Genomic DNA, 17,493 nt, shown 5'->3' with positions numbered 1-17,493 from the left:
CACTGCGTTCCGTACGTCGTACCTGGGCAGTACGCCGTGCAGCGACGCTGAGCGGTCCACAGGGCACGCTCCGGAATCGGTGCGACCACGCCACGTGACACTGAGTGTCACGGCTCGTCGAGGAAGCGCCATCACCAGCAAATCTCTCTTCCGCCGTTTTGGCGGACCACCGCCCCGGCTTCGCCACACGAGGGACCGAAGTCGGACAGCACAACCGGTCGCCGAGCCAGACAGGCCGACGTCCGCTCCAGGGAAGGACCCTTCGTGAGCGACACCACCGATCTGATGGGCGCACGTGTCGAGGAGACCGCTGCCGCGCCCGCCACGGACGCCTCCGCGCCTGCCACCGGTGCCGGCTCCCGGCGGCGCCGCGGTACCGGCCTCGAGGGCATGGTGCTGGCCGAGCTGCAGCAGGTCGCATCCGGCCTCGGAATCAGGGGCACCGCGCGTATGCGCAAGAGCCAGCTGATCGAGGTCATCAAGGAGGCGCAGGCATCGGGCGGCAGCGCCCCGGCGAAGGCCGAGGCCGCCGTCTCCGAGACCAAGCCCAAGCGCCGCGCCACCTCCAAGGCCCGTACGGGCGATGCCGCCGCCGAGAAGAAGGCGGACGCCGCCGCGGCCGAGGCCCCCGCCGAGAAGGCCGTGGCCCAGCAGCAGATCGAGATCCCCGGCCAGCCGGCCAGCAACGATGCTCCGGTCGAGCGCCGTCGCCGCCGGGCCACCGCCGAGGCGGGCAGCCCGGAGACGGTCGCCGCCGAGGCGAAGACCGCCCCGAAGGCCGAGACGCCCGCCCCGGCGCAGGCCGAGGCCCAGGCGCAGCCGCAGGGCGACGCCAGGAGCGACGCCGATGGCGGCGAGGGCCGCCGCCGCGACCGCCGTGAGCGCGGCCGCGACCGTGGCGAGCGACAGGACCGCGGTGACCGTCGCAAGAGCGAGGACCAGCAGGGCGGCCAGCCCCAGCGCGGCGGCCAGCAGCAGGGCCAGCAGCAGAGCGGCGGTCGTCAGGACCGTCAGCAGCGCGACAACGGTCCGCAGGACGACGACGACTTCGATGGCGGCCGCCGTGGCCGTCGCGGCCGCTACCGCGACCGTCGTGGCCGTCGCGGGCGTGACGAGATCGGCACCGCCGAGCCGCAGCTCGCCGACGACGACGTCCTGATCCCCGTCGCGGGCATCCTGGACATCCTCGACAACTACGCGTTCATCCGGACCTCCGGCTACCTGCCGGGCCCGAACGACGTGTACGTCTCCCTCGCCCAGGTCCGCAAGAACGGCCTGCGCAAGGGCGACCACGTCACCGGCGCGGTCCGTCAGCCCAAGGAAGGCGAGCGGCGCGAGAAGTTCAACGCGCTGGTCCGCCTGGACTCCGTCAACGGCATGGCGCCCGAACACGGCCGCGGCCGCCCGGAGTTCAACAAGCTGACCCCGCTCTACCCGCAGGACCGGCTCCGCCTGGAGACCGACCCGGGCGTGCTGACCACGCGGATCATCGACCTCGTGTCGCCGATCGGCAAGGGCCAGCGCGGTCTGATCGTGGCCCCGCCGAAGACCGGCAAGACCATGATCATGCAGGCGATCGCCAACGCGATCACGCACAACAACCCCGAGTGCCACCTGATGGTCGTCCTGGTCGACGAGCGTCCGGAAGAGGTCACCGACATGCAGCGGTCGGTGAAGGGCGAGGTCATCTCCTCGACCTTCGACCGTCCGGCCGAGGACCACACCACGGTCGCCGAGCTCGCCATCGAGCGCGCCAAGCGTCTGGTGGAGCTGGGCCACGACGTCGTCGTGCTGCTCGACTCGATCACGCGTCTGGGCCGTGCGTACAACCTCGCCGCCCCGGCCTCCGGCCGCATCCTGTCCGGTGGTGTCGACTCGACCGCCCTGTACCCGCCGAAGCGCTTCTTCGGTGCGGCCCGCAACATCGAGGACGGCGGCTCGCTGACCATCCTCGCCACCGCCCTGGTGGACACCGGGTCCCGCATGGACGAGGTGATCTTCGAGGAGTTCAAGGGCACCGGCAACATGGAGCTCAAGCTCGACCGGAAGCTCGCCGACAAGCGCATCTTCCCGGCGGTGGACGTGGACGCGTCCGGTACCCGTAAGGAAGAGATCCTGCTCGGCAACGACGAGCTGGCCGTCGTCTGGAAGCTGCGCCGGGTGCTGCACGCGCTCGACCAGCAGCAGGCGATCGAGCTGCTTCTCGACAAGATGAAGCAGACGAAGTCGAACGGCGAGTTCCTGCTGCAGATCCAGAAGACGACGCCGTCGCCGGGCAACAACGACTGACGTCACGCACCACATCCATGAGGGCCGTCCCCGTGCAGGGGGCGGCCCTCATCGGTTCTTCACCCGCGGGATACGATCTCGCTCTTCAAACATCTTGACCCGAACTTTCTGAAACGAACTTCTTGATCCCGAGGGGGGACTCGAGTGGGTACACCCACGTCCGGGGGCAGCGGCGGTCGGCACAGACGCCGGATACGGATCGCCCTGCCCGTCGTCGCGGCCGGGCTGGCCGCGGCCGTCGCCGGTGCGTTGTTCCTGTCGTCGGCCCAGGCCGCGGAGGCGCCGCCGACGCCCGCGCCCGCCAGGACGATGTCGGCCGAGGAGCTCAAGGAACGGGCCCCTCTCGCCGTCGCCGGCGACGAAACTCCGGGGGCGAGGTCCAAGGCGACCCTGAGCGCGAGCACGAGCGCCAGCAAGGTCAGCCCGAAGATCATCGGCGGCACCACGACGACGATCACCACCGCGCCGTGGATGGCCCAGCTCTGGTACTCCGACGACCGGGGCACCGACGCCACCAGCGACGACATCGGCTTCTTCTGCGGCGGCTCCGTCATCTCGCCGACGAAGATCCTGACCGCCGCGCACTGTGTCAAGGGCTACAACTGGGCTGCCCACGGCTGGGCCGTCACGGGCAGCACGCAGCTGATGTCCGTCGACGGCGACCTGCACGGCGGCACCGCCTCGTTCGTCTCACGGCAGTGGAACCACTGGTCGTACAGCGACTCGACCCTCGACAACGACATCGCCGTGCTGACGCTGGAAACCCCGGTCAAGGCCACGCCGATCAAGATGACGACGAACACCGACAGCGCCTCGTACGCGACCGGCACCAAGGCCACGCTGTACGGCTGGGGCCGCACCAGCTCCGCCTCGCAGGACATCTCCGACACCCTGAAGACGGCCGAGCTGCCGATCCAGTCGAACACGACCTGTGCGGCCGCCTTCCCCGCTGGCTACTACATCAAGGGCCACATGGTGTGCGCGGGCACGCCCGCCACTGGCAGCGACGAGGGCACCACCACCGCCTGCAACGGCGACTCCGGCGGCCCGCTGATCGTCAAGAACACCGCCGGCGAGTACCGGATCGTGGGCGTCGTCTCCTGGGGCGTGGAGAACTGCGTGGAGAGCGGCGCGTTCAGCGTCTTCAGCAAGATCTCCACCTACGCCGCCAGCGCCTACCCGCGCGTCGACGACACCAACCTCAACGATGACCACCTGGCCGACCTGTGGGTGCGTAACGCGTCCACCAAGGCCGCCCGGGACCTGTACTCCAAGGGCACCTCGCTGGTCGGCGGCGACTCCTGGGGCGCGATGAGCGCCTACAACCTCGTCGTGCAGACCGACCTGGACCACGACGGCATCCAGGACCTGATCCTGCGCCGCGCCTCGGACGGCGACGTCTTCTGGAAGCACTGGGTGGCCTCCAGCGAGACCTGGGACACCAAGCTGATCGGCGACAACTGGAAGACTCGCACCCAGATCGTCGCCCCCGGCGACGTCACGGGCGACTACCTTCCCGACCTGATCGCCGTCGACTCGGCCGGCGCGCTGTGGGTCTACCCGGGCAAGGGCAACGGCACTTTCGCCGCGCCCGTCAAGAACGGCACGGGCTGGAACCAGTACAACGTCGTGCGCGGTCACGGCGACTTCAGCTTCGACGGCAAGACGGACCTGCTGGCCCGCAACAAGACCACCGGCGAGCTGTTCCTCTACAAGGGCAACGGCACCCCCACGGCGTCCTTCGCGGCCCGCATCAAGGTCGCCACCTGGACCAACACGACGTACAACGTCATCGCCACCGTCGGCGACGTCAACGGCGACGGTCTGGCCGACGTCCTGGCCCGCACCCCGGCCGGCACCCTGTACCTGTTCAAGGGCACAGGAAAGGCCACGAGTGCGATCTTTGCCACAAGAGTCTCACTCGGGACGACCTACAAACAGTACGACATCTTCGGCTGAGTCCGGCCGAAATCGCAGGTGAGCGGGGTACTCCCGGCTCGCTCGCGTCACGCTCCGTGCCCGGTCCGCAGCGGATCGGGCACGGAGCGTTGTGCAACCCTGTCCCGAGTTTCCCCGTCTGACCTGGCGGAGTGACGATGGTGAGGTTGCACGACAACAGAGGAGCGAAGTGTCCGCCGAGAGCACGCCGGAGCCCGGTATACCGGGTGAGGCCGGCACAACGAGCGGGGCGGCCGGCAGCAACGGTCCGCGCCACCGCAGGGAGCGGGGCAGGCGCAAGGGGCTGCTGATCGCCGCGTGGACGGCCGCGGGCATCGTGGTGCTGGGCGGCACGGGTGTGGGCTACCTGTACTTCAAGCTCAACGGCAACATCAAGAGCGTCGACATCGACCAGGCGCTGGGCACCGACCGGCCGACCAAGGTCGACAACGGCTCCGAGAACATCCTGGTGCTCGGCTCGGACACCCGCTCCGGCGCCAACAAGCAGCTCGGCGGCGGCACCGACGACGGCAGCGCCCGCTCCGACACCGCGATGATCATCCACGTGTACGAGGGCCACAAGAAGGCCAGCGTGGTCTCCATACCGCGCGACACCCTCATAGACCGCCCCTCGTGCACCGACACCAAGGGCGTCACCCACGACGCCGCCTCCGACGTCATGTTCAACTCGGCGTACTCGACCGGTGGCGCGGCCTGTGCGGTGAAGACGGTCGAGTCGATCAGCGGCGTCCGTATGGACCACTATCTGGAAGTCGACTTCTCGGGCTTCGAGAAGCTCATCGACGAACTCGGCGGCGTCCAGGTCACCACGACCAAGACCATCAAGGACTCCGACAGCCATCTGAACCTCAAGGCCGGCACGCACACGCTCACCGGCAAGCAGGCCCTCGGCCTGGTCCGCACCCGGCACGGCGTCGGCGACGGCTCCGACCTGGGCCGCATCCAGCTTCAGCAGGCGTTCATCAAGGCCCTGGTCAACCAGGTGAAGCACATCGGCCTGTTCAGCAGCGGCACCAAGCTGTACGACCTCGCCAACACCGCCACCAAGGCCGTCACGACCGACTCCGACCTCGGCACGGTCAATTCCCTCATGTCCTTCGCGAACGGTCTGAAGGGCATCAGCTCGACCGACATGACGATGGTAACGATGCCGGTCCAGTACGACCCCGCGAACCCCAACCGGGTCCTCGTCCAGGAGAAGAAGGCGCAGCAGGTCTGGACGGCCCTCAAGAACGATCTGCCGATACCCGCCTCCGCGATGAAGGGCGCAGCCACTGGTCAGGCCGACGAAGTGGTGCGCTAGTAGGACTCCGTTAGGTCTGTCTCGTGGTGGTCCTGTTAGGGGGCATGTTGGGGGTGTGGATGCGCATGAAGTGAACCGTGCTCGGGGGAAGCTGGCGTTGTTCGTCGCTGATGTGTTCGCGTCGGTGCCGCGCACGGATCAGCGGGCGAAGAGTGACTGCTATCTGCGGGGCTGATGCCGGACGGGCGACGCAAGTCGATCCAGCCGATGGGGGAGCGGCTGCCGGACGGCAACGAGCAGAACCTGCAGCAGTTCGTGAACCAGTCGACCTGGGATTCGCTGCCGGTGCGGCGGCGGATCGCGCAGCGGACGCTGCCGCTGATCAGCCCGGATGCCTGGGCGGTCGATGATGTGTCGTCCCCCAGGGACGGCCGCATGTCGGTGGCGGTCGCACACCAGTACTGCGGAGCTTTGGCAAGCAGGCCAACTGCCCAGGTCGCGGTGAGCGTGCACGCGGTCTCCGACACGGCCTCCTGTCCACTCAGTGGCAGTTGTTCGTGCCCGAGGAATGGGCGCATGACGCCGGACGACGGTAGAAGACCGGGCTACCGCCGGAGGTCGGACACCGGGAGAAGCGGTGCCTGGCTCTGGACATCTTCGACGAGCTGGCCGGGTGGGAATGGTGCCGCCGGTGGTGGCCGATGCCGGCTACGGGCAGAACGCCGACTTCTGCGAGGGCTTGAGCGAGCGGGGCATCGGCTATGCTGCGGCGGTTCGTTCGGATGCGACGGTCCACCCGCTCGACGCCCAGCCCACCGCCCCGGCGTGGTCCGAAAAGGGCCGCAAGCCGCAGCCCCGCTACCGGCACAAGCCGTCCTCGGTGGCTGCGCAGCCGGTCGTGGAACTCCTGGGCCAGTTCGGTTCTCGCGCCACCAGCGAAGAACGCGTACACCTGGTCCCACGCGGGGAAGTCCGCGGGCATCGCCCTCCACTTGATCCCGTTGTCGGTGACGTACCGGATCGCGTCCAGCATCTGGCGGTGGCAGTAGCCTTCCGGCTGCCCGCCCCGGCCCTCCAGCCACGCTGGTGTGGGCAGCGCGTCCCGCACCACGGCCCATTCCTCATCCGTCATGTCCGACGGATACGTCCGCACCCTGTTTCGGGCGATCGGCCGCGTTCCCGAACCGGTGCGCGAGGCAATCGCACGCGACACGCGGGAGTTGGACGGGAACAGCATCGTCACGCAAGACTGGGACAATAGGGCCTCCCTGCACTCTCGTCGGCTTCGCAACCCTCGTGCTGCACCGGAAGCCCTGCTTTCATGCGCCCACCCGGCCAAGATCACCCGACCTGGGATTCCGTTCGATCAGAACCGTCCGCATGATCGATAGGCATACGGCTTCTTAACCTCGATCTTTCATGACGGTCTGCCGACGGAGTTGGCAGTTTCGCGTTTCGTGGCTGCTGGCGGGCAGGCCAGTAGCCCGACTGGCGTGTCGGGTGGGCGCCGGGTTCCACTGCTCCGGAGACGATGGGGCTGCTCGCAGGGACGGGAAAGCTACTGGTCAGACCGGGTTGGGCAGTTGATCGAGCCGTTCCAGGGCGCCGGTGACGACATGGGTCCAGGGCCAGTGGCGGGCGAGGCGGAGAATCTGGCGGCGGCCGGTGGTGACGAGCCGGCCGGCCGGGCTGAACAGGCGGAGCCGCAAGCGGCGGGGCTCCCAGAGCCGGGCCTTGCCGTTCAGCGCAAGCATCGGCATCCAGGCCAGCAGGTCGAGTGCGATCTGGACGATCTCCAGCCAGACCCTGTTTTGCGCGGTGTCATGCAGGGGCAGGTTCCGCAGGCCGGTCGCGCGGGCTGCCCGGATGCGGTCCTCGGCCCGTGCCCGCAGGCGGTGGCGGAGTTCGAGCTCGGCGATGGGCCGGCCGGTGGTGTTGGTGGCGAAGCACGTGATCCGCATCCCGTCGGCGTCCGTGATCCTCAACTGGGCGCCGGGGTGCGGCCGTTCCTTCCGAACGATCAGCCGTATGCCCTTCGGCCAGCCGTCGAGCATGTTGCCGGTGAGTTCGGCGACCCAAGCCCCGTCGCGGATCTCTCCGTCGGGCTCGACGGCCGGCGTCCATGCCGCGAGCGGCACCTTGAGTACGGCCTGGTGAATTGCGTCGGTGATGGTCATGCCCACCGAGTACGACAGCCACCGTCCGCGTTTCGCGAGCCAGGCCACGAACTCGTGGGTGCCGCCCGCGGAGTCGGTGCGGATCAGCGTCCGGCGCCCGCGCCGATAGGACTTGGGCAGCTGGGCCAGGGCCAGCTGGGTGGTGGTGATGTGGTCGGCGGCGGTGTTACTGCCCGCGTTCCCGGGCCTGAGCAGAGCGGCCACCGGTTCGCCGGACCCGCCCGTCCCGTGGTCGACGAAGCCCATCAGCGGATGGTGACCGAAGGTCTTCTTCCAGGTCGCAGCCGTGTCTTCCTTGTCGGAGTGCGCGATCACCAGAACGCCGTCCAGGTCCACGGTCACAGAGCCGGTCGCATCCGGCGCCGTCTGCCCAGCCAACTTCCATACGTGTTGGCGTACTTGGGAGCGGGCACTACGGATCGCGTTCAGGGCGCGTTGGCCGCCCGCGGCGAGCGTGTCGATCAGCCGGGAGACTGTCGGGTCCGAGGCCACCGGCCCGAACACGGCCGGCTCGGCCCGCAGCATGCCGACGTCGGCCAGGCAGTCGCCACCGAGGGCGACCGCGAGCGCCACATCCAGCAAAATCTTGCCGGGATCGTGCACCGCCCGCGGCTTGCGCCAGGGTGTCAGAGCCGCAGATATCGCAGTATCCAGGCCCGTCTTGCGGACCGTCTCCACCAGCAGCACGGCCCCTGCCTGCGAGACCACTCCACGACCGCTGCCCTCAACGCGGACACGCGGGTACGACCCGATACGCTTCTTCACCTGAGAAGTGCTTCTTTCCACGGCACGATCTGGACCCTCGACAAGTCCTATCGTTCCAGGTCAGGAGCACTTCTCGCGTTTGTGATCAAGCCTCGGACAGACCACCTCGCGAAAGCCCGAGGTTAAACTGCACCTGGTGTTCACCCCAGCTGGCCTGCCCGTGGGGCCCTGGCCGACCCCAAGATCGACGAACGGCAGGCCCTGGGCACCCTGATCGACAACGAACCGCATCTGGCAGCCGCCTGGCCAGGGCTGTTGATCCTGGCGGACAAGGGAGACATCGCCGCCACACTCGACCGCTTCCTCGCCGCTCGCGGTATCAGCCTGCTACGGCCGTCCTACCGCAACCGCGGCACCCCACACCCCGCAGAAGCAGTGCTCAAGACGGTCCGGCAGCTGATCGATTCGGTTAACTACACCCTCAAAGGCCAGTTCGACCTTGCACACCACGGCGGTCGGGTGGCCCAGTGGCCCTGACCATGACCTGCGCGATCTGGCGCAACCGCACCATCCGCGCACCCATCACCAGGTTGCTGATCGCCTGCGACCGCTGAGCCACATCGGAACTACTCGTTTAGCGCCGCCGCCGAGGTCGCCATCCGCAAGGTCAAAGCCCGTACTCGAGGCTTCGAGTGAGGCGATGAGCGGCGGCGCGGGAAAAGATTTGAGCATTTTCTGAGCCTTCCGGCACACCGCTCCGAATCCTCTGCTGATCTGTACACGGCAGCTTGATCATGCTTGAATGTGCACGGCGCGAGTGTCAGTTAACTGACCTTATATTATTTCTGGGGGGAAATTTGTCTTTTCATTCTTCTCGGACGCGGAGCAGGACAGTGCTGATTGCCCTGTTGAGCTCGACTCTGCTCGGAGGTGCCCTCGGACTTCCAGGGACAGCTGCGGCGGCGAATGTGTCCGGCATTCGATCGGCCAGTCAAACATGCCCGTCGAAAATATCGACATATAACATCATCGCGAGCGGTGCTCTCAATTCGCGCGAAACGATAACAAGGTTTGTCGACTGGAATCCGGCCGGCAGTAGTACCCTGGTCAACGCCGGGGTGTCGGAGCAAGTCTTTGCGAAACGACTGTTCCTGGGCGGCGGGACTCGGATATTCGCAATCAATTACTCAAACGATGGTACGGCTCTGTTGCGGTCGTATCAGGACAAGTCGGAATCAGGTGGCTCCCTGCTCAGTGCGGAATACACTTTTGCGGACCGAGCGGGTCAGAACTGGCCAGCTTACATGAAGATCTGGTCCGATTCGCAGGGCAGGGTCGTAAATTTTGACGAGGCTGGCAATCTCAACGTCTATGTGATCCAACTGCCTGACGGTACGTCGGCTTCCGCGAGAATGTCGCGGCTGGCCCAGCTTCCCGCCAACTCTCCGGCGGCGACTGCACTCCGGGAGTCGACGAATATCTGGTCGGCGGGCGACAAGGTCTTCGGTCTACACGATGGAACCGTGCGGTCGTGGGATTATCAGGCCACACTGAATGGCATCACGCTCGGACCTGCAGACGCCGGTACCGTGTTGATCAGTGGGCTCACAGACGTCGTGACCGGGTGGAGCCCAGCACCAAACATCGTTTATACGAAGACAGCAGACGGCACCGTCAACAAATATGCGGGAACACCTCTAACGCTCGTCGACGGTGACGTTGCCACCGGGGTCGCAGGCGGAATGTTCGCTGCTGCTGCACCCTGTCTGACGGATGCATCCGACTCCAAGCCGTACGTCGGCCAGGTACCTGACGACTCGGACGTCCCGCCCGCTCCTGCCGTGCCTTCCCCTGATGCGCCTTCTTCCGGCCCCGGAGTGGTCTCCGGAAAGTTCGTTCTGGGCGACGGAAGGCCTGCCGCGGGCATGCAGGTCGTGGTGGAAGCCAGCGATCTGTTGCCGGACGACAGCAGCGCCGTCGACCTGCCGGATCTCGGAAAGGTGATGACGGCCGCAGACGGGACATGGTCCCTGACTATCCCCGACCCTCTGCCGCCCGCCGTGGAGGAGGCCGTCTCCGGCAACGGCGGTGCTCTCAACGTCACAGCGACCACCGTGGGTCACACCACATCCGGCGTAAGGCTCGTCGGGACCGACCACCTGACAGCGGCACCCCCCGCACCCGATACCGGCAAACCGACACCGTTCGCCGCGAGCGTCGGCGCGTCGGGCGCGCACACGGTGCAGCTCATGCCGTTGCCCAGCGGGGCCGAGACTACGGTCCCCGAGCCGACAGCCGAGCAGCTCAAGACCACCTACGCGAATTCCGTCGAATCGCAGCCGGCGTATGACCCCGACGCGCCGACGCCCTTGTGGCAGAGCGACCGTGGTCCGGCGCCTACGGACTACAATCCATACGTCGTCAACGGCACTAACATCAGTGCTGAGCCGGTAACGCCGTACATTGACGTATGTAAGTGGCATTCGGTGGTAATTGCGCGGCAGATCGCGTACACCACCGTCGGAGAGTCGCACGCCTATTGGGATGCCGCGGGTTACGCAGACTACAGCTCCAAACTCTCCAGCACGTTCGATTTGGGGTACAGCGTCGACGGAAAGAACTGGAAAGTCGGCGGATCGGTTTCCCTGGGTAGTTCCATCGCGGCCACTGTCGGTTTCACCTGGCGCGGTCCGTACTTCGCAAAGCAGCTCCGGGTCCCAATCGAATACAGCAAGGTCAAGGTCGTCAACGACTGCTACGGGGATCTGCAGGCCCATTACGAGATCAGGGCGGGCCGCTACAAGATCCCTGCCGGGGGCGCGGTGGCCACGTATGGCAAGGATGCACGACACTTGGACGGGCCCACGCGTTTCAGCCAGTCGAACCCCCGTTACCGGGCGCAGTTGCCGCCGGGCTTCACGTTCGCGCTGAAGAAGGGCAAGAGCGTTAAATGGGCGGGGGCTGCCACAGCATTCGGTTACTCGGTCGGGGGCTCCTCGTCCTACGATTCGGAGCATGGGCAGTACATCAGGGCCGGAGGCAAGACGACCAACAAGCATGACGTCTGGGGGCTTTATGCGCAAATCGACGCTAACGCTGGTGTCATTTATTCGTGGTAGCGTGTCGGTTTTGCTGCCGCTCACCGTGCTTGCTGTATCGGGTTGTTCCGCATCAAGTTCTCCGGGTGAGTCGAAGGTCGGGACAGCACTCAACGGTGGCAATCAAGCCATGGGTGTCGTCGGTTATGACCATGCAGTCGTGGGTCAGGAGTTCTGGTACGCGTTGCCCATCCCCACGAACAAGTCCCAGAAGGACGTCAGGATAATCAAGGCGGAGATGATCGATCCTCCTTCGGGTGTCAAGGTCCTGGGCTACGGAGCGTACCGCCTCGCGGACACAGGGGGACTTCCCCTCATGGCTGTGGACGGCGCCCCGGGAACACCTGAATACCGCAAACTAAAGGATCATTCGAAGTCTGGGTTCAAGGTGAAGGCCAGGGCTCTTAGCGAAGTGTTCTACGTGGCTCACCTGAAGGTCACCGGCCCGATACGGAAGAATCCGACCAACTGTAGTTTCGAGTACACGCAGAGCGACCAGCGATATGTTCAGACACTCGGCTGTGAATTCGAATTGCGTCTGAAGAAGTAGCATCGTGGGCGTGGGACCTCCAAACGGGGCCGCGCCCACGCGCTTGAGCCGTTGGCACCCCAGCTTGCCCGCGGTGCGCGAAGGTATCCCAGACGTCAGGGCATCCGCCGGTTCGGGGATCCACCCAGGAATACCCCGGGACCCGCCCCGGTTTTGGGGGATGCGGCCAGTGCTGGCAGACTGGTACGTCGGCTCCGGTTCACGTTTGTCGTATCCCGCGGCAGCGACCCGGCGCCCTCCCGAAACTAGGAGACACCTTGAAGCGCGACATCCACCCCGAGTACGTCGAGACGCAGGTCAGCTGCACCTGTGGCGCCTCGTTCACCACCCGTAGCACGATCGAGAGCGGAGCCATCCGCGCCGACGTCTGCTCCGAGTGCCACCCGTTCTACACGGGCAAGCAGAAGATCCTCGACACCGGTGGCCGTGTGGCCCGCTTCGAGGCCCGCTTCGGCAAGGCCGCCGCAGGCTCCAAGAAGTAGCGAGCCCCAAGCGCCGGTCCACGGTCGTGTCCCCGCCCAGGGGCACACCGGGACCGGCGTTTTTGGTCGCCCGCCCTTCCCCCACGTACGTCATCAGGAGCCCACCATGTTCGAGGCCGTCGAGGAACTGCTCGGTGAGCACGCCGACCTGGAGAAGAAGCTCGCCGACCCGTCGGTCTTCGCCGACCAGGCCAACGCGCGCAAGCTGAACAAGCGCTACGCCGAGCTGACCCCCATCGTCGGCACGTACCGCTCCTGGAAGCAGACCGGCGACGACATCGAGACCGCCCGCGAGTTCATCGCCGACGACCCCGACTTCGCCGCCGAGGTCAAGGAGTTGGAGAAGCAGCGCGAGGAGCTGACCGAGAAGCTGCGGCTGCTGCTCGTGCCCCGGGACCCGTCCGACGACAAGGACGTCATCCTGGAGATCAAGGCCGGCGCCGGCGGCGACGAGTCCGCTCTGTTCGCGGGCGACCTGCTGCGCATGTATCTCCGCTACGCCGAGCGCGTCGGCTGGAAGACCGAGATCATCGACGCCACCGAGTCCGAGCTGGGCGGCTACAAGGACGTCCAGGTCGCGGTGAAGACCAAGGGCGGTCAGGGCGCGACCGAGCCCGGACAGGGCGTGTGGGCGCGGCTCAAGTACGAGGGCGGCGTGCACCGGGTGCAGCGGGTGCCCGCGACCGAGTCCCAGGGCCGGATCCACACCTCCGCCGCCGGTGTGCTCGTGACGCCCGAGGCCGAGGAGGTCGACGTCGAGATCAATGCCAACGATCTGCGCATCGACGTCTACCGGTCCTCCGGCCCCGGCGGGCAGTCCGTCAACACCACCGACTCCGCCGTGCGCATCACGCACATTCCGACCGGAGTCGTCGCCTCCTGCCAGAACGAGAAGAGTCAGCTGCAGAACAAGGAGCAGGCGATGCGTATCCTGCGCTCCAGGCTGCTCGCAGCGGCGCAGGAGGAAGCGGAGCGGGAGGCCGCCGACGCCCGCCGCAGCCAGGTCCGCACGGTCGACCGCTCCGAGAAGATCCGCACGTACAACTTCCCGGAGAACCGCATCTCCGACCACCGGGTCGGCTTCAAGTCGTACAACCTGGACCAGGTCCTGGACGGCGATCTCGACGCGGTGATCCAGGCCTGCGTCGACGCGGACTCGGCCGCCAAGCTCGCAGCCGCGTAAGCGTTGTAGGACGTACGCACGACGAGTACGACACGGAGGACTTGCGTGAACCTGCTGCTCGCAGAGGTGGCCCAGGCCACCCAGCGGCTGGCCGACGCCGGCGTGCCCTCGCCGCGCAACGACGCGGAGGAGCTCGCCGCGTTCGTGCACGGCGTGAAGCGCGGTGAACTCCACTCCGTGAAGAACTCCGACTTCGACGCCCGCTACTGGGAGGTCATCGCCCGGCGTGAGCAGCGCGAGCCGCTGCAGCACATCACCGGGCGGGCCTTCTTCCGGTATCTGGAGCTTCAGGTCGGGCCCGGGGTCTTCGTACCGCGCCCCGAGACCGAGTCCGTGGTCGGCTGGGCCATAGACGCCGTGCGCGCCATGGACGTCGTCGAGCCCCGCATCGTCGACCTGTGCACCGGCAGCGGCGCCATCGCGCTCGCTCTCGCCCAGGAGGTGCCGCGCTCGCGTGTGCACGCCGTGGAGCTGTCCGAGGACGCCCTGCGCTGGACGCGGAAGAACATGGAGGGGTCCAGGGTCGACCTGCGTCAGGGAGACGCCCTGGACGCCTTCCACGACCTCGACGGCCAGGTCGACCTGGTCATCTCCAACCCTCCGTACATCCCGCTCACGGAATGGGAGTACGTGGCGCCGGAGGCCCGGGACTACGATCCCGAACTCGCCCTGTTCTCGGGCGAGGACGGCCTCGACCTGATCCGCGGCATCGAGCGCACCGCGCACCGGCTGCTGCGCCCGGGCGGCGTCGTTGTCATCGAGCACGCCGACACACAGGGCGGCCAGGTGCCGTGGATCTTCACCGAGGAGCGGGGCTGGGCCGACGCGGCCGACCACCCCGACCTCAACAACCGTCCGCGCTTCGCCACCGCCCGCAGGGCGATGCCGTGAGCGCGCCCCATACGTTCGACCCGCAGCAGTACGTGTACGAGGAGGCTCGCTAAATGGCACGGCGATACGACACCAACGACGCGACCGACCGCGTGACCGGTCTTCGCGAGGCAGCCTCCGCCGTCCGCCGTGGCGAGCTCGTGGTCCTCCCGACCGACACGGTGTACGGCATCGGCGCCGACGCGTTCTCCTCGGAGGCCGTCGCCGACCTGCTGGAGGCCAAGGGCCGGGGCCGCAACATGCCCACCCCCGTCCTCATCGGCTCCCCGAACACGCTGCATGGCCTCGTCACGGACTTCTCCGAGCTGGCCTGGGAGCTCGTCGACGCGTTCTGGCCGGGCGCTTTGACGCTCGTCGCCAAGCACCAGCCGTCCCTGCAGTGGGACCTCGGCGACACCCGTGGCACGGTCGCCGTGCGCATGCCACTGCACCCGGTCGCCCTCGAGCTGCTGACGGAGGTCGGCCCGATGGCGGTGTCCTCCGCCAACCTCACCGGCCACCCGGCGCCGGAGAACTGCGACTACGCGCAGGAGATGCTCGGCGACTCCGTCTCCGTGTACCTCGACGGCGGCCCGACCCCGGGCAACGTCCCGTCGTCGATCGTCGACGTCAGCCGTGAGGTGCCGCTGCTGCTGCGTGCGGGCGCGATTTCCGCGGACGAGCTGCGCAAGGTCGTACCCGACCTCGAGGTGGCGAATTGACAGCCCCTGACGCGGGGCGTGGCATAGGCAACGGGGAACGTGCCGCGGAACAGACGACGACGTTCGGGTTTCCGCGCGACACCTTCCGCATCCTCCACGTCAGCACCGGCAACGTCTGCCGCTCGCCGATCACCGAGCGGCTGACCAGGCATTTCGTGTCGCAGCGACTCGGGGTGCTGGGCGGCGGGCTGATCGTGGAGAGCGCGGGCACCTGGGGCCATGAGGGCGCGCCGATGGAGGCCAACGCGGAGACCGTGCTGGCCGACTTCGGCGCGGACGCGACCGGGTTCACCGGCCGCGAGCTCCTCGACGAGCACGTCATCATGGCCGATCTGGTCCTGACGGCGACTCGTGACCACCGCGCCCAGGTCATCTCCATGGGCCACTCGGCGGGCCTGCGCACCTTCACCCTCAAGGAGTTCACCCGCCTGGTGAACGCCATCGACCCCGCCACGCTGCCCCCGCTCGACGAGGGCGTGGTGATGCGCGCCCGTGCCCTGGTCCGCGCGGCGGCCGCGCTACGCGGGTGGCTCCTGGCCCCCACCCTGGAAGCGGACGAGGTCTACGACCCCTACGGCGCCCCCCTCCCCTTCTTCCGCTCGATCGGCGACGAAATACACCAGGCCCTGGACCCGGTGGTGACAGCACTGACCGGAGTGCCGGCGCGGGCTTGAGGGCGTGGGTGGAGTCGGCGGTCGGAGGCCGCCGCAGCGGCCCGCTGCCCGGGAGGCCCGCTGGGGCCGAGCGGTGCGAGGGGTGCGTTGGGAGATGGGTCCCGGTGGTGACGGCGCTGACGGGAGCACCCGCTCGGATGTAACAAGCCGCGCACCCTGTCCTCCCCGGGCCTACATTGGACGTACGTCACCGTCGACGCCCGGAGTGTCATATGTCGGTCACCCATGTCCCCGAGGCCGATGTCCTGCGCCGGCAGGACCCCGAGCTGGCCGAGATCCTGCTCGGGGAACGGGAGCGGCAGGCGACGACGCTGCAGTTGGTCGCCGCGGAGAACTTCAGCTCGCCCGCGGTGCTGGCCGCCCTCGGCTCGACCCTCGCCAACAAGTACGCGGAGGGGTATCCGGGGGCCCGCTACCACGGCGGCTGCGAGATCGTGGACGTCGCCGAGCGCATCGCCGTGGACCGCGCCAAGGCGCTGTTCGGCGCCGAACACGCCAACGTCCAGGCCCACTCGGGCTCCTCGGCCGTGCTGGCCGCCTACGCGGCGCTGCTGCGGCCCGGCGACACCGTCCTCGCGCTCGGGCTGCCCTACGGCGGTCATCTCACGCACGGTTCGCCGGCGAACTTCTCCGGGCGCTGGTTCGACTTCGTGCCCTACGGGGTGGACGCGGAGACCGGGCTCATCGACCACGAACAGGTGCGCACGCTGGCCCGCAGCCATCGGCCCAAGGCGATCGTGTGCGGCTCCATCGCCTACCCGCGCCATCTCGACCACGCCTTCTTCCGGGAGGTGGCCGACGAGGTCGGCGCCTATCTCATCGCCGACGCCGCCCACCCCATCGGCCTGGTCGCCGGGGGAGCGGCGCCCAGCCCGGTGCCGTACGCCGACATCGTGTGCGCCACCACGCACAAGGTGCTGCGGGGGCCGCGCGGCGGGATGATCCTCTGCGGGAGTGAGCTCGCCGAACGGGTCGACCGGGCCGTGTTCCCGTTCACGCAGGGCGGCGCGCAGATGCACACGATCGCCGCGAAGGCGGTCGCGTTCGGCGAGGCGGCAACCCCGGCGTTCTCGGCGTACGCCCATCAGGTGGTCGCCAACGCGAGGGCTCTCGCGGCCGCCTTGGAGGGAGAGGGGCTGGTCGTCACGACCGGCGGGACCGACACCCATCTCATCACCGCCGACCCGGCGCCCCTCGGGGTCGACGGGCGCGTGGCGCGGGGTCTGCTCGCGGCTGCCGGAATGGTCCTGGACTGCTGCGCGCTGCCGCACGATCACGCCCGTGGCCTGCGTCTGGGCACCGCCGCGGTGACCACGCAGGGTATGGGGGAGCAGGAGATGACCCGGGTCGCGGCGCTGCTGGCGGGGGTGCTGCGGGAGGAGATCGAGGGGAAGAAGGCCCGCGACGAAGTGCGCGAGCTGAGCCTGGCGTTTCCGCCGTATCCGGGCTGAACCGGGGTAGGCGCGCCCCGTGCACACCCTGGGGCGCACCCCCCGTACGCCGCTTCGCACAGCCTCACGTGAAACCATCGTCACTACCCG

12 protein-coding genes and 3 pseudogenes are annotated in these 17,493 nt (G+C 67.7%); 13 read left to right on the top strand and 2 right to left on the bottom strand.

Annotated features, from left to right (window positions below):
* Positions 1–264: 264 nt before the first annotated feature.
* From rho to B5557_RS14005, 4 genes and pseudogenes are all read left to right on the top strand, one after another.
* The gene (gene rho, locus B5557_RS14020) at positions 265–2,289 is read left to right on the top strand and encodes a transcription termination factor Rho (protein ID WP_079659536.1); all 2,025 of its coding nucleotides are present in this window, start codon (positions 265–267) and stop codon (positions 2,287–2,289) included.
* A 144-nt stretch (positions 2,290–2,433) separates the two neighbouring features.
* Positions 2,434–4,248, top strand: a complete 1,815-nt coding sequence (locus tag B5557_RS14015) for a trypsin-like serine protease (protein WP_079659535.1) — start codon at positions 2,434–2,436, stop codon at positions 4,246–4,248.
* 169 nt (positions 4,249–4,417) lie between these two features.
* Positions 4,418–5,551, top strand: a complete 1,134-nt coding sequence (locus B5557_RS14010; RefSeq protein WP_079659533.1) for an LCP family protein — start codon at positions 4,418–4,420, stop codon at positions 5,549–5,551.
* Between the two features lie 55 nt (positions 5,552–5,606).
* Positions 5,607–6,473: pseudogene (locus B5557_RS14005) on the top strand (IS701 family transposase); the annotation flags it as partial.
* On the opposite strand, the pseudogene B5557_RS44210 reads toward B5557_RS14005, so the two are convergent.
* Positions 6,459–6,623, bottom strand: a pseudogene (locus B5557_RS44210) (transposase); the annotation flags it as partial. The pseudogenes B5557_RS14005 and B5557_RS44210 overlap by 15 nt on opposite strands.
* Before the next feature lie 433 nt (positions 6,624–7,056).
* Entirely contained in the window at positions 7,057–8,433 is a 1,377-nt protein-coding gene (locus B5557_RS13995) for an IS1380 family transposase (protein ID WP_079659532.1), read from the bottom strand.
* 121 nt (positions 8,434–8,554) lie between these two features.
* Here B5557_RS13995 and B5557_RS46245 point away from each other — a divergent pair.
* From B5557_RS46245 to glyA, 9 genes and pseudogenes are all read left to right on the top strand, one after another.
* Positions 8,555–8,987: pseudogene (locus B5557_RS46245) on the top strand (IS982 family transposase); the annotation flags it as partial.
* A 279-nt stretch (positions 8,988–9,266) separates the two neighbouring features.
* Positions 9,267–11,492: a hypothetical protein gene (locus B5557_RS43670; RefSeq protein WP_159424376.1), complete on the top strand. Its 2,226-nt coding sequence runs from the start codon at positions 9,267–9,269 to the stop codon at positions 11,490–11,492.
* A 139-nt stretch (positions 11,493–11,631) separates the two neighbouring features.
* Positions 11,632–12,021, top strand: coding sequence for a hypothetical protein (locus B5557_RS13980; protein ID WP_079659529.1), 390 nt, complete (start codon positions 11,632–11,634; stop codon positions 12,019–12,021).
* 257 nt (positions 12,022–12,278) lie between these two features.
* The gene (gene rpmE / locus B5557_RS13970) at positions 12,279–12,503 is read left to right on the top strand and encodes a 50S ribosomal protein L31 (protein WP_079659527.1); all 225 of its coding nucleotides are present in this window, start codon (positions 12,279–12,281) and stop codon (positions 12,501–12,503) included.
* Positions 12,504–12,609: 106 nt separating this feature from the next.
* Complete coding sequence (gene prfA / locus B5557_RS13965; RefSeq protein WP_079659526.1) at positions 12,610–13,686, top strand: peptide chain release factor 1; 1,077 nt, start codon at positions 12,610–12,612, stop codon at positions 13,684–13,686.
* A 45-nt stretch (positions 13,687–13,731) separates the two neighbouring features.
* Entirely contained in the window at positions 13,732–14,577 is an 846-nt protein-coding gene (prmC, locus tag B5557_RS13960; protein WP_079659525.1) for a peptide chain release factor N(5)-glutamine methyltransferase, read from the top strand.
* Positions 14,578–14,630: 53 nt separating this feature from the next.
* The gene (locus B5557_RS13955) at positions 14,631–15,278 is read left to right on the top strand and encodes an L-threonylcarbamoyladenylate synthase (RefSeq protein WP_079659523.1); all 648 of its coding nucleotides are present in this window, start codon (positions 14,631–14,633) and stop codon (positions 15,276–15,278) included.
* A complete protein-coding gene (locus B5557_RS13950) occupies positions 15,275–15,952 on the top strand; it encodes an arsenate reductase/protein-tyrosine-phosphatase family protein (protein WP_079659522.1) in 678 nt (225 codons plus the stop codon). Before B5557_RS13955 ends, B5557_RS13950 begins: the two co-directional genes overlap by 4 nt.
* Positions 15,953–16,164: 212 nt before the next feature.
* The gene (glyA, locus tag B5557_RS13945; protein WP_079659520.1) at positions 16,165–17,403 is read left to right on the top strand and encodes a serine hydroxymethyltransferase; all 1,239 of its coding nucleotides are present in this window, start codon (positions 16,165–16,167) and stop codon (positions 17,401–17,403) included.
* The last annotated feature ends 90 nt before the right edge of the window (positions 17,404–17,493 follow it).

Source organism: Streptomyces sp. 3214.6, assembly GCF_900129855.1.
GTDB lineage: Bacteria > Actinomycetota > Actinomycetes > Streptomycetales > Streptomycetaceae > Streptomyces > Streptomyces soliscabiei.
Note: the sequence above shows the minus strand (reverse complement) of the source record. Positions and strands in the feature narration are given on the sequence as shown.